Source organism: Myxococcus sp. AM011 (assembly GCF_013372595.1).
Taxonomy (GTDB): Bacteria; Myxococcota; Myxococcia; order Myxococcales; family Myxococcaceae; genus Myxococcus; species Myxococcus eversor.
This window is the reverse complement of sequence record NZ_JABXEM010000329.1, coordinates 1-11317: the sequence shown is the minus strand read 5'-3', so window position 1 is coordinate 11317 and position 11317 is coordinate 1. Positions and strand designations below refer to the sequence as shown.

Below are 11317 nucleotides of genomic sequence, written 5' to 3'. Positions count from 1 at the left end.
TCGCCTCCTATCGTCAGCGCCTGCACCACCTGGCCCCAGTCGGACAGCTCGTCCCAGTCCTCCTTCCGCACCAGACTGGCGCCCTCCTCTGCGCCCCACATCCGCAGTCGCACCGGCGCGCCCAGGTCGAGGTGGAGCATGCCCGGCTTGACGAGCTCCAGCCGCGGCTGCACCTGAAGGAATCCTTGGTCCGTCCCCGCTCCACGTCGAGGCAGCAACGCCCATGTGGAGGTCTCCAGGCTCAGCCGGTTCGCCCAGCCAGAGCCCGAGCTGGACGAGGCCGGCTCCTCCTCGACCAGGGCGTCACCCTCGTCCATGGAAGGCTCGAGCAGCTCGTCCACCTCTGGCTCAAGGAGGACGGTGTCTTCCTCGACCTTCGCCAGGTCGTCTTCATAGGCAATCTCCTCCGCCCACCCCACTCCAGGTAACACCAGCAGCAACACGACGGCCCAGCGCATGAACATCGACGTCTCCTGTGAAGGCCCCGAAGAAGGGGCAATGGACAGAGGCTTCCCGTTCAGTCCGGCAGGGCGCCGGGCTGCGGGGTGAATGCATTGCATTGCGGGAGTCGCCGACAGGCCGGCCGAGCCAAGCGAGAGGCAGACGTGTCACGTCACGGCGCTAGGAAGCCCGGCCCGTCCCAACAGCAGACAGACGTGTCTCGCCACGGCATCAGGAAGGCCTGGCTCCGCCCATGACTCCAAACGCGCGAATAGGGATGACTGAGGAAGAGTTCCTCAGTGGGCGTCAGGCATGCAGCCCGACGAAACGCAGACAGCTCCTCGGCGCAGGACGACCGTCAGCACGCGCCTCACGTGGCGGTGCGGGGGAGTCTCTGCCCGGTGCGAGAGCCCAGCGCCTACTTCAAAGCGGATTCATGAAGGTGGATCAGGAGCGTCGCCGTCCAGGCGCTCCTCGCGGTCACCCAGGAAGCGCGCAGTCGCGCGCACACGCTCCAGCACAGTGGGGAACACATCGCCCTCCAGGGCACGCCAGAATGAACTAGACCAATAGGTATAGTCCATTTGACCCTAGATTGGCATTCGGCACAAGCCCCCAATGCCGGAAACCCACGAAAGGGCTTGGATGCAGTGCTGACAGGGTTAAGGGAAGGTGACGTTGCCGAGCGTGACGGTGCGGCGCCCATCCGCGTCCCAGAGCTTGAGCGTGTAGCTCCCCAGGGAGGACTCGGATGCTGCCTCAGCCTCTACCACCACTACGCGCTTGCCATCTGAGCCCGTGGCAACAGGGCCGGACTGCCACACTTGAAGCACCTTCAGCTCCTCGTTGGCCTTGCCCCGGAGCGTCGCCCCCACTGCAGTCCACGGTTGGTCATCCCCCCGTGACACAAGGCTGACCTCAACAGCCACCCTGCGAGCTGTACGGTATGTACGGACATAGGACTTGCCTGCTGCTCCTCCCGGGCCCAAGGTGGCAACCTTGCTCACGTCGCGGAAATCAATGCCGCGGCCATCCAGGACTGATGTCGCGATGAGTCCCGTCACTCCATCGGGCACACTTCGCTCCGCGCGCAGGCGCTCATTCTCCTCTCTGCACCTCTCGGCTTCGATGCGCGCCTGACGGACTTCTTCCTGGTAGTTCTCGACGCTCCTCTTGCGTCGATAGACTTCGACCTGCGCCTCCGACCGTGCGGGGTGCGAGACCAGGACAAACGTCGCACTCGCCGGGGCCGCGCCATCCTGGAAACGCACCGTCAGCTTAAGCCGTTCTCCCGCCGAGATTTTCTCTGACGGAATCAGGCGCAAGGTAGTGAGCCCAGCGTCCACCATCGCGAAGCGCTCGCGTCCCTCGAGCGTCAGCCCCTCTCGACTCACCTCCGAATCAAAGAGAAACATCGTCGAGAGCCCAGGGCTCACTGCCACTTCAACCGCTGGCTGAACATCATCCGATACCAGCTCGATTCGCCGAATGCTCAGCCCCACGGTGGATGAGGGCGACTGCGCCAGAGCCGCCCCTCCTCCTGTGAGGAGGAGGGAAAGCAGCACGGCCGACACGGAATGACGCACGCGACGTTTCTCCTGGATCAAGCCAGCGGCAACACCGCTGGCGACTCACGGGTGTCTGACAAACAGCGGCACTTCACTCAAACTCACTCACCGCCTTGACAAGAACGCCAGAGTACACGCGCGCCTTACCGGTATCCCCTCCGCCGCCCTCAATCTCCAGTCCGCGGTTGTTCGAGGTGTCCAACACCTCCAGGCACACGGGGAAGCTCTCTCCACGAAATCGCGCTCGAGTCAGTCGGACATAGACGCGGTCGGCGATAACGAGTCGCCCAGACAGAGTGGCGTAGTCCGACCCCACAATGATCTGTGCAGTGCCTTCCTTCACCGTTACGTATTTTTGGTCCCCTCGGACGAAGCCCGCGCTCTGCTTATCCCCAATGTCCATGCCCAGCTTCTTCATGCCTTTGGTGGCGCCTGCCGGGCACGGTTCAGGATCCGGAGCCGGGCGCACCTGGGGACCGGAGCACGCGAACGTGGTGCAGAGGGCCGCCGTCGCCACGGCACTGCTGACGCTCCTCGTGGCCTTCTTGGCAGGCACCGGCAGGGAGGTCGGGGAGTCACTCTTCGTCGTCGTCACGGTTGCAGTCACCTCGCGAAGCGTCGCAGGGGGGGCGACGGCCGCAGGTGTTGCCTCCGGCCCAATGGGAGCTGCGGCCGGGGCAGCTTGAGGTTTCTTGGCATATGCCGCTACTTCTTGACCGGGGCCGGCCTGCGGCTGCGGTGAGGCCGTCCGCTGTGAGAAGTACGCCCCATACGCGAGGGCCATGGTCAGCAGCCCCGCGCCCAGCACACGCCCCAGCCGGAGTCGCGAGAGAAACGAACGCCGCCCCACCACGACGACGGGGACCTCGGGCGCCGCATTCGGGAGTTCCGCCGCCGGTGCGGCCTCCTCCCCAGCCTCGAGCGCCAAGCCCGGCAACTGCGCCTCCATGGGCAGCGGGGCCGCAGGCGCCAGCGAGGCCTCGGGTGGCAACGCTGCGGGCTCGCCTTCGCCCGGGACTGCCGGCAGCTCCAGCCCCGGCGCCTTGCCCCGGCGCATCTGGCGCAGGGGCCGCTTCGCCCATCGAATCAGCGGGTTCACTCCGCCCTCGGTGGTGGCCGAGTTGGGGCTATACACGTCGAACAAGGGGGTGTTCCACGCCTCCGCTTCCGCCTCGGCCAGGAGTCCCTCAAGGGCCGCACAGACAGCGCTCGCATCGGGACGCACAGCCGGATCCTTCTCCAGCAGCCGTATGCACAACAGGCTCAGCCGCTCCGGGACGAAGCGGTTGGCCACGTGAGGAGGCATGGGTGACATGCTGATGACGCCCTCGACGTAGGCCTCGTCCGTCGCATCGTTGAAGGGCCACCTCGCCGTGAGGAGGCGATAGAGGACGACGCCCAGGGCCCACACGTCGTCCGAAGGGGCCGACACATAGCGGAGCCCTCTCTGGCCGAGGTGCTTCTGCAGGAAGAGCCAGGCCTCGGGGGGCCGGTACTCCATCGTCCCGGGCGGCAGCATGGACTGGGTGACGCCGGGCGCTCCCTTGTAATCCCCGATGCCGTAGTCCACCAGCACCGCCGGGCCGTCCGCGCCGCGCACCATGACGTTGGCGTCCTTCACGTCCCGGTGCACCACTCCTGCCTTGTGCGAGGCCGCCAGCGCCCGCGCCACGTCGAGCGTCACCTTCGCAATCTGCCGGGCCGAGGGATTCTCCTCCGCCACCCAGGTGCTCAGCTTCCGGCCCTCGACGTACTCCATGGCGATGAGGGCGAACTCACGCTCCCATGCCTGCCAGTAGCTGAAGCCGCGAATCCCCACCACGTTGGGGTGCTTCAAGCTCACGAGAATGGCGATTTCTCTCTCGACCCGCCCCTCGACGCGCTGCCGTTCCACGACCTTCAAGGCGCAAGGCTGCCCGTCGTTCGTCGCGAGATACACGGCGCCGAAGCCGCCCTGGTCCAGGTGCCGCACCACTGTGTAGCCCATCACCACGTCCCCGGGGGACAGCACGGCCGGGGGGCCGTTGTCCCTCATGGCGACGTCCTCATGGCGACTCTGTAGGACAGCAGGACTGCGGCCACGCGCATGCAGCTCCCTCCCCGACGCCGGCCCACGCTACCAGAAGCCCGGGGAAATCGCGCGAAGTCTTCTCCCACCTCCAACCACCGCGCCCAAGAAGCGCCAGCCACATCAAGGTGATATCAACTAGACTATCAGGTATAGTTTCTAAGAATGTACATCCACCCTGACGTCCGCGGCGTCGCCGCTCCGAAGGAGTCCTCCCGTCCCTTGCGCAGCATCATAGGCGACTCCCTGCGCGCCGCCCGCCTTCGTGCCAACCTGACGCAGGTGGACGTGGCCCACCTCATCGACATCTCTCCCGTCGTCTACAGCCGACTCGAGCGAGGGCGAGGCCTCCCCAGCATTCAGACACTGTACCGTCTGTGCACCGCCCTCCGCACCACTCCCAACGAGTTACTGGGCTACCCATCCTCGCTGCCACCTGACGTCGTCGCTGACGCCAAGGAGGCCTTACTGCGTCGTGTGCGCCAGTTGGACGCGCACCAGGCGCTCGCCCTCGTCCAGCTTCTGCCGGACGTGCGCTGATGGAATGGTGTTCCCATGACAACTAGCAATTCGGGTATACTTCCTTGTACCTATGAATGAACAGCTTGCAACGCACCTTGGCGCCATCGCCCGCCTCGCCCGGGAGCAGATGAGCCTGACGCAGGTCCAAGTCGCGGAGCGCGTGGGGATGGCCCCTGCCGTCTATAGCCGAGTCGAACGCGGGCACATGATTCCGAGCGTCGAAACGCTCAAGAAGCTGTGCATCGAGTTGATGGTCTCTCCGGAGGACATGATGGGGCTGACCGAGTCCCCCGACAAAGGGGCTCCAACTCGGCCGGAGGATACCGTCACCTTGCGCCGCCTTCTGTTCCTCGCGCGGAAGCTCGACGCGGCGAAGCTGGACGCCCTCGTCCGCATCACCACCGAGCTGGCCCGCTGAAGCAGCTCCCTGGGCGGAGGGCGCCGCCAAACAGCGCACTCCTCCCTCCCCCAGCGCCAGGAGGCGTGCAACCAGCGATCCGGCGTCTCCGAGCAGGGAGCAGGCCTGGCGGGCAGAGCTCCCTGCCTCGGGACCCTGCACCGGAGCACTCGCCCTCAACCCAAGCAGCCCCCTGCGTTGGAGGAGCGCCTCCCCGTCCGAAGGAGGAGGCACCCCGCTACGCCGCGCCGCACTCCGCCAACTCCTCAGCCACGTCGGCGAGCTGCGACTCCAGGGCTTTCCTTCTCAGTTGGAGGCGGGCCACATCGTCCAGCCCGCCTCCTCGTCGAGACGTCTCTCCCTCGGAGGGTCAGGCTCCAAGTCGTCACGCACCTCCACCGTGAGGACGTCGCCCGCACGGATGTCGTTGACGTAACACCACTTCAAGTGCTCGCGGTACTCCCTGCCCACGGAGCCCCCCAAGTGGAGGTCCACATCCGGCTTGTCGCGAGTCTCATCATCGGGTCGGCGCACCCACGTCAGAATGGCGGAGACGACTCCGAAGTCCGACACCCCCGCGGTAGCGAGGTGCCGGCCATTGCGCAGTAGGCGAAAGCAGAGCATCGGCGGCCTACTCCTTCTTCGGGAGCCCCAGCTCGTGCTTCTCCAGTCCATCCGGATAGAGGCCGGCCTCGCCGAACTCGACTTGGTCACGCAGTACCCCGCCCTCGGAAACCACGAGGGCGGTCTCCTTGGCGGCCTCCGCGCGCCCATAGGGTTCGCGGAGCTGGGCGTGGGCGGCACCGCGCAGGGCATCCCGCATGTCCGCCGCCGTCGCGAAGCGCTCCTCGGGGTTGAGGCGTAGCGCCGTGTGCAGCACCGCCTTGAGATCCTCATTGAGGTGGGCCACCACTTTCTCGACGACGTCCGGGCCGAACGTCTCCATGAGGGCCTGCATCTGCTGCAACGGCAACGACGGCTGTGACTCCGAGCGGAACGGGCTCTCCTTTGCCGCCACCACCGGGACATCGCGCACCTCGAAGAGATGGTTGCCCGTCAAGCACTCCACCAACAACACCCCCAGGCTGAAGACGTCGGAGCGCGGCGTCAGCCCCTCCTTGCGAAGGTATTCGGGGCTGGCATAGGCCACGTCCCCTCGGAGCAAATTCTCTGGCGACTCCTCCCGCCCCACCAGCAGCGAGTACGCCGAGCCGAAGTCCAGCACCTTCACCTCTCCATGGAGGCCCAAGGCGATGTGCCGGGGGCTCACGTCGCGGTGGACAATGCCCAGGGGCACTCCCTTCTCCGACGTCAGCGTGTGCGCATAGTGCAGCGCGTCCGCAACCTCCGCACCTACGTATAAGCAGAAGCCCTCCGAGAGGGGCTTCCCTCCCACCAACGCCGCGCACACCAGCGTCTCCAGCGAGGGCCCACCCACGTACTCCATGATGGCGTAGGGGGCGTCCTCCTCCTCATCCACCTGCATGTGGAAGACTTGAGCGATGTTGGGGTGGTTGAGGCGAAAGGCCAACTGCACCTCTTCAATCATCCGCATGCGCTGCATGTGCGTGGAGGGGCTGGCAATTCGGCGGACCAGACACGGACCGGACAGCGCGCCATCCGCCACGCGCCGCTCCGCCTTCAGCAGCCGCTCGCCACTCGGCCGCACCTCCAGCTCCCGCACCGCCTCGTAACGCACGCCCTCTACCTCGAAGAGGAAGCGCGCCGCGCTGGGTGCAGGCAGGGTGGGGACTCTGCGCGGAAAATCCTCCGTCGTCACATCGTCTTCCGAACGCTTCGGCATGGCTGTGAATCCTCCTGAATAAAGGGGCGCGGCCCCACGGGTAACGAGCCTCTCCGTCACCGGGTACCTCTCCAAGGCACGCAAGGTCTAGTTGACTTGACCGTCGAATTAACATGACCTTCTTTGCCTGTGAAGCCCTCTGACACCCGCAGCGGACAGGTCGCGGCCCCATGAGCGCCTACCCCTCTCCTGGGTGCAAGAGGCCCCAGCCCTGGCTTCGCACGCAGGTTTGGGCTGCTCGCAAAGGAAAGATGACTCGTGAGTGAAACCGTTGACTGGGGCCCGATTCGCGAACTGGCACGCCGTGTCTCCACCACAGGAGCGCACCTGGCCCTCACACCTGAAGCGAAGGCACTGCTGAGGCGCACGGCCTCCGAGGTGGGCATCAGCGACAGTGAAGCCGAGAGCGCGCTCGCCACGGAGGAAGGTGCGTTGGGCCTCTTACGTGAGGAATCTCAGCGCATCCGAGAAGGCTCCCGCAGGCTCATGGACGCGCTGCACCGGATGTACCAGCACAAGGACAAGGGGGACTTCGGCAGCGCCCGCGAGGAGATGCGAGGCGTGCTCAAGGTGGAAGTCGTGCCCCACTACCGCGCCCTTGCCCAAGGGCAGCTCGACGACATGGCCGACGAGCCGTGACAACGAGCGCGGAGCGCCTTGCGCAGCGGCGTGCCGGGCAAAGGCGCGTCTCGCGCTCTCCAGCTACTTCCCGCAGGAGCGCCCTCCAGCGAGGGCGCTTCGCGGCCCGGACTCAGGCCGGCGTCACCTTGTCGAAGGGGCGCACTACCTGTTTGTTATCTGAGACGCGCTCCACCGTCACCGTCTTCGCGTTCGCGTCGATGGACTTCACCTTCGCCGAGAAGCTGCCCCGCCCCTGCTTGTAACGCACCTCCTGTCCCACCTCGTATGCGACGGACGTCGCGGGGTTGGGATTGGAGTTGGAGGCGGCAGCCGTCGTTGTGCGCCCCGCCGCACGCGGGCGCCCTCGGCGACTCTGGGGCGCGGCCTTCGTCCCCGTGGACTTGGGCGCGGCCTCCGGCTTCACCCACTTCCGGACGGGCACCGAGGACGGGCGCTTCGGCGCGGGCCCGGGCGAGCGCTTCGACGCGGGAGGTGGTACGGAGGCGCGCTTCGGCGCGGACGCAGGAGCCCGGTTGGGCTCAATGCCCAGAAACCGAGCAATCTGCTCCAGCAGCTCCGCCTGCCGGCCCATCAGCTCGGTCTGCCGGCCCATCGCCTTCCCCACCCCCTCCTCCACCGCAGCCTGAATGGCACTCTTCATGTCGTTCTGCATGTGCTCTCGCTCGCTTTCCTGGCGGACCACCCGGCCCGCATATTCTTCAACACGACAGACAGCCTCTTGCACTCACGCTACACCAAGGAGTCCGAGTGTTCGGACTCCCGTCTCAGAATGAAGCCTTCACCTCACGCCAGCGCTCGCGCTGCGCTTCCCACGTCCCCGCGTGTGCAATGGCCCGGAGGACTCGCTCGCTGAGGGGCTCCTCACCCTCCACGGCCTCGAGGAACAGCACCTCCTCCTGGATGTCGGGCGCCAGCAACCGCAAGTCCAACAGGTGCGTCACACGCGCCCGGGTAAAGCCCAGTTGACCGGCGACGTCCGCTGCGCTCGCCACCAGTCCCCGCTCAATGACGGACTCCACATGGTGCGCCAGCGCCAGCATCCGCGCGACGTGCGCGGGCCTTCGCGCCACTTCTCGCGGCGACGGTGGCGCCCCCTCTCGGAAGCGCACCTTCGAGCGATGCACGCGGTGGAAGTGCGCGCTGACGAGGCCGGCCTCCGCCGGCAGTAACTCGGGACTCGCGCTCACGCTGCCGCCTCCTCGCGCGCGGGCGCTGTCGACTCACCGGCATGGGACAGGTAGACGTCAACCTGCCCCGTCGCCTCGTTCACCACCACCCGGCCAACGAGGGCTCGCAGCAGGCGCCCACGGTTTGTCGCCGTCAGGGCGTCCCACACCGCGTCGAAGTCCGCCAGGGCCTGGGCCACCCACTCCGCCTCCACCTTCTCCCTCTCCATGGCGTCCAGGGCGCGCTCCACCTCCGCCAACCGCTTCCTCATGCCGGCGACTTCCTCTTCCGCAGCCGTCAGCTTCTCCTCCAGGAGGCGCCGGGCGGGGCCCTCCAGTTTGGCGAGGGAGTCCACCCACTTCCCGGACTCCCCAGCGCGCTTGCCCAAATCCTTCGGAAGCTGCGCGCGCTCGGCGCGTAGGGCCTTGTGCTTCTCCTCCATCCGCGCCGTGAGGCGGGCGTGTACCTGTGCCGCGAAGCCCTCACCTACCGAAACCTCCCTCAGCCGCGCGACGACGAAGTCCTCCAAGGCGGCTGCCGGAAGGGAAGCAGCCCGGCACCCCTCCTTCCCCTGCTTGTCCCGGGTGATGCAGCGGTAGTAGCGGTACTCACGCGCTCCCTTGCGCGTGCTGCCGGGCGTCATTGCCTCGCCACACAGGCCACAGCGCAACAGGCCTCGCAGCACGTAGTCAGGGTTGCGCCCGTGGTACTGGATGCCGGGGCCACGGCCCTCCAGCATGTCCTGCACCTGATGGAAGGTGGCCCTGTCCACGATGGGCGAGTGCTCTCCCGGGTGCATCTCGTCGCCATACGGCACGAAGCCTGCGTACAGGGGACTCCTCAAGAGGCGCAGCACATCCTGCGTCGTCCATTTCCGAGCCGCGCGCGTGGCACCGCTCTGGGCCTCGTGCCGCTTCGTCTTGCGCCCCACCTCGTTGAGGAGGCGCGCCACCGTCGAGGCCTGCTGGTGCTGGAGGTACAGCTCGAAGGCCTCCCGCACCACCGTCGCCTCGTACTCATTCACCACGAGGCGCTTGTCCTTCACGTCGTAGCCCAGCGGAGCGCGTCCCCCCGTCCACAGTCCCTTACGGCGCGCGGCGGCTACCTTGTCCCGCGTCCTCTCCGAAATCATTTCCCGCTCGAACTCGGCGAAGGACATCAGCATGTTCAGCGTCAGCCGCCCCATGGCGTCCGCCGTGCTGAAGTTCTGCGTCACCGAGACGAAGGAAGCGCCCGCTGTGTTGAGGCGCTCCATGACTTTCGCGAAGTCGAGGAGGCTGCGGGAGAGGCGGTCCACCTTGTACACCACCACGACGTCGACCCGGCCCGCGTCGACGTCCTGCAGCAGCCGCTGGAAGGCGGGCCTCTCCATGTTGGCGCCGGTGAAGCCACCGTCGTCGTAGCTTTCATCCACCAACGTCCAGCCGGGCTGGCGCTGCACGTAGGCGACACAGGACTCTCGCTGGGCGTCCAGCGAGTTGAACGCCATCTCCAGGCCCGCCGCAGTGGACTTGCGCGTGTAGACGGCGCAGCGCTTCGCGTCCGTGGGTGGCGACTTGCTCTTCCTCATGGCCCCTCCGAATCCCCGGGCGACGGTTCCCGTGGCTCGACGCTCGGCGCCGGCTTCTGCCCGGCGAGTTGCTCCGCCACCGTCACCAGCCGCTCCAGGTTGTCGTTGAGGCGCCGCAGCTCTCGGACGAGCTGCGGCATCGTCGTCTCGTAGAAGCGCTGGCCCATGTACGTTTGAAAGAAGGCGGGGCCACTCATGACGTCACCGCCTTCGAGCCGCCGGCCTTGAGCCCGAAGAAGGTGAAGCCATTCCAGGCCGTGCCCGAAATCAGCTTGGCCACGGAGGAAAGGCTGCGGTGAAGCTGCCCCTCGTATTCAATTCCGTCCTCGCGCACCGTCACCCGGTGCTGCGTGCCCTTGAACACGCGCGTCAGCACCGTGCCCGGCGAGGGCAGGCGCGCGTCGCGCCCGTCCGCAGTGGCTGCGCGCACGTCCGCAGGGGCTGGAGGAGGCGGCGCGGAGGGCTTCGTCTCCTCCACCTGCCGCATCCGCCAGCGCTCGGGGAGCTTGTCACCCAACTCCGAGATGCGTGCGACGGCGCGCGAGGAGAGGCCCCCTCCGGCCAGCTCCTGAATGCGGAAGGAGAGGCGCTTCTTCAGGTAGTCCCGGTTCCGACTGCGCGTGGGCTCGCCGTACACCTCCAGGTACTTCTCCGCCAGCTCCGGCACCGACATGCTGGCCAGCGCGGCCAGTTGCTGCGGCAGACCCGCCAACTGCTGGCGCGCGGCCTGCGCAGCCCCCTTCTTCGCCATGGTGTTGTCTCCTTCGTCCGGGGCGGCACGCCCTCGGGCGCAAACCATGGACGCTCTGTCCCCAGAAGAAGACAAGTCGAGAGTCCGCGCCTCAGCCATGCGCGCTCTCCTCCGCGCTCCACGCGGGCGCCTGTCGTTGCGGCTGCGCATGTCGACGCAGCCACAACTCCCAGAGGGCATCGGCGAGGACGTCCACCGCGTCGTCCTGGCGCTGCTGCGGGGTGCTGGAGCGCCCCCCGGCTGAAACCTCAACCTCATGCTGATTCGACATCCGCGTATCCATCGTCATGACAAAGGCCCGAGAGCGAAATCGAGGGGACACATGGCACCCGCAGCACTCCCGCCAGGACGACGCCACTCGCCAAACGAGAAACACCGCGCATCGCA

General features: G+C 66.8%; 13 protein-coding genes and 1 pseudogene. 3 read left to right on the top strand and 11 right to left on the bottom strand.

Annotation, left to right across the window (positions count from 1 at the left end; all coding sequences use genetic code 11):
* From HUW62_RS41810 to HUW62_RS41800, 3 genes and pseudogenes are all read right to left on the bottom strand, one after another.
* A pseudogene (locus HUW62_RS41810) lies at positions 1 to 464 on the bottom strand (hypothetical protein); the annotation flags it as partial.
* A gap of 639 nt (positions 465 to 1103) precedes the next feature.
* The gene (locus tag HUW62_RS41805) at positions 1104 to 2027 is read right to left on the bottom strand and encodes a DUF2381 family protein (RefSeq protein WP_176437604.1); all 924 of its coding nucleotides are present in this window, start codon (positions 2025 to 2027) and stop codon (positions 1104 to 1106) included.
* Between the two features lie 73 nt (positions 2028 to 2100).
* Positions 2101 to 4044 (bottom strand): serine/threonine-protein kinase, encoded by a 1944-nt coding sequence (locus tag HUW62_RS41800; RefSeq protein ID WP_176437603.1) that lies wholly within the window; start codon positions 4042 to 4044, stop codon positions 2101 to 2103.
* A gap of 255 nt (positions 4045 to 4299) precedes the next feature.
* Here HUW62_RS41800 and HUW62_RS41795 point away from each other — a divergent pair, with 255 nt between their 5' ends.
* Positions 4300 to 4617 carry a helix-turn-helix transcriptional regulator gene (locus tag HUW62_RS41795; protein ID WP_255203943.1) on the top strand — a complete coding sequence of 106 codons (318 nt, stop codon included), beginning with the start codon at positions 4300 to 4302 and terminating at the stop codon, positions 4615 to 4617.
* Positions 4618 to 4669: 52 nt separating this feature from the next.
* Positions 4670 to 5017 (top strand): helix-turn-helix domain-containing protein, encoded by a 348-nt coding sequence (locus tag HUW62_RS41790; protein WP_176437601.1) that lies wholly within the window; start codon positions 4670 to 4672, stop codon positions 5015 to 5017.
* A gap of 285 nt (positions 5018 to 5302) precedes the next feature.
* Here HUW62_RS41790 and HUW62_RS41785 read toward each other — a convergent pair whose 3' ends face one another.
* Entirely contained in the window at positions 5303 to 5620 is a 318-nt protein-coding gene (locus HUW62_RS41785; protein WP_255203942.1) for a hypothetical protein, read from the bottom strand.
* Between the two features lie 7 nt (positions 5621 to 5627).
* Entirely contained in the window at positions 5628 to 6800 is a 1173-nt protein-coding gene (locus HUW62_RS41780; protein WP_176437600.1) for a serine/threonine-protein kinase, read from the bottom strand.
* A 258-nt stretch (positions 6801 to 7058) separates the two neighbouring features.
* Between HUW62_RS41780 and HUW62_RS41775 the strand changes: the two genes are divergently transcribed.
* Positions 7059 to 7439, top strand: a complete 381-nt coding sequence (locus HUW62_RS41775; RefSeq protein ID WP_176437599.1) for a DUSAM domain-containing protein — start codon at positions 7059 to 7061, stop codon at positions 7437 to 7439.
* A gap of 112 nt (positions 7440 to 7551) precedes the next feature.
* Here HUW62_RS41775 and HUW62_RS41770 read toward each other — a convergent pair whose 3' ends face one another.
* The 6 genes from HUW62_RS41770 to HUW62_RS41745 all read right to left on the bottom strand — a co-directional run bounded on the left by HUW62_RS41770 (position 7552) and on the right by HUW62_RS41745 (position 11201).
* Positions 7552 to 8094 (bottom strand): PspA, encoded by a 543-nt coding sequence (locus HUW62_RS41770; protein ID WP_176437598.1) that lies wholly within the window; start codon positions 8092 to 8094, stop codon positions 7552 to 7554.
* 112 nt (positions 8095 to 8206) lie between these two features.
* Positions 8207 to 8629, bottom strand: coding sequence for a hypothetical protein (locus HUW62_RS41765; RefSeq protein WP_176437597.1), 423 nt, complete (start codon positions 8627 to 8629; stop codon positions 8207 to 8209).
* On the bottom strand, positions 8626 to 10179 hold the full coding sequence (locus HUW62_RS41760) for a recombinase family protein (protein WP_176437596.1): 1554 nt from the start codon (positions 10177 to 10179) through the stop codon (positions 8626 to 8628). The genes HUW62_RS41765 and HUW62_RS41760 overlap by 4 nt, the downstream gene beginning before the upstream one ends.
* A complete protein-coding gene (locus tag HUW62_RS41755; protein WP_176437595.1) occupies positions 10176 to 10376 on the bottom strand; it encodes a hypothetical protein in 201 nt (66 codons plus the stop codon). Before HUW62_RS41755 ends, HUW62_RS41760 begins: the two co-directional genes overlap by 4 nt.
* Positions 10373 to 10930: a DUF2924 domain-containing protein gene (locus HUW62_RS41750; protein WP_176437594.1), complete on the bottom strand. Its 558-nt coding sequence runs from the start codon at positions 10928 to 10930 to the stop codon at positions 10373 to 10375. Before HUW62_RS41750 ends, HUW62_RS41755 begins: the two co-directional genes overlap by 4 nt.
* Before the next feature lie 91 nt (positions 10931 to 11021).
* The gene (locus HUW62_RS41745; RefSeq protein ID WP_176437593.1) at positions 11022 to 11201 is read right to left on the bottom strand and encodes a hypothetical protein; all 180 of its coding nucleotides are present in this window, start codon (positions 11199 to 11201) and stop codon (positions 11022 to 11024) included.
* Positions 11202 to 11317: the final 116 nt, after the last annotated feature.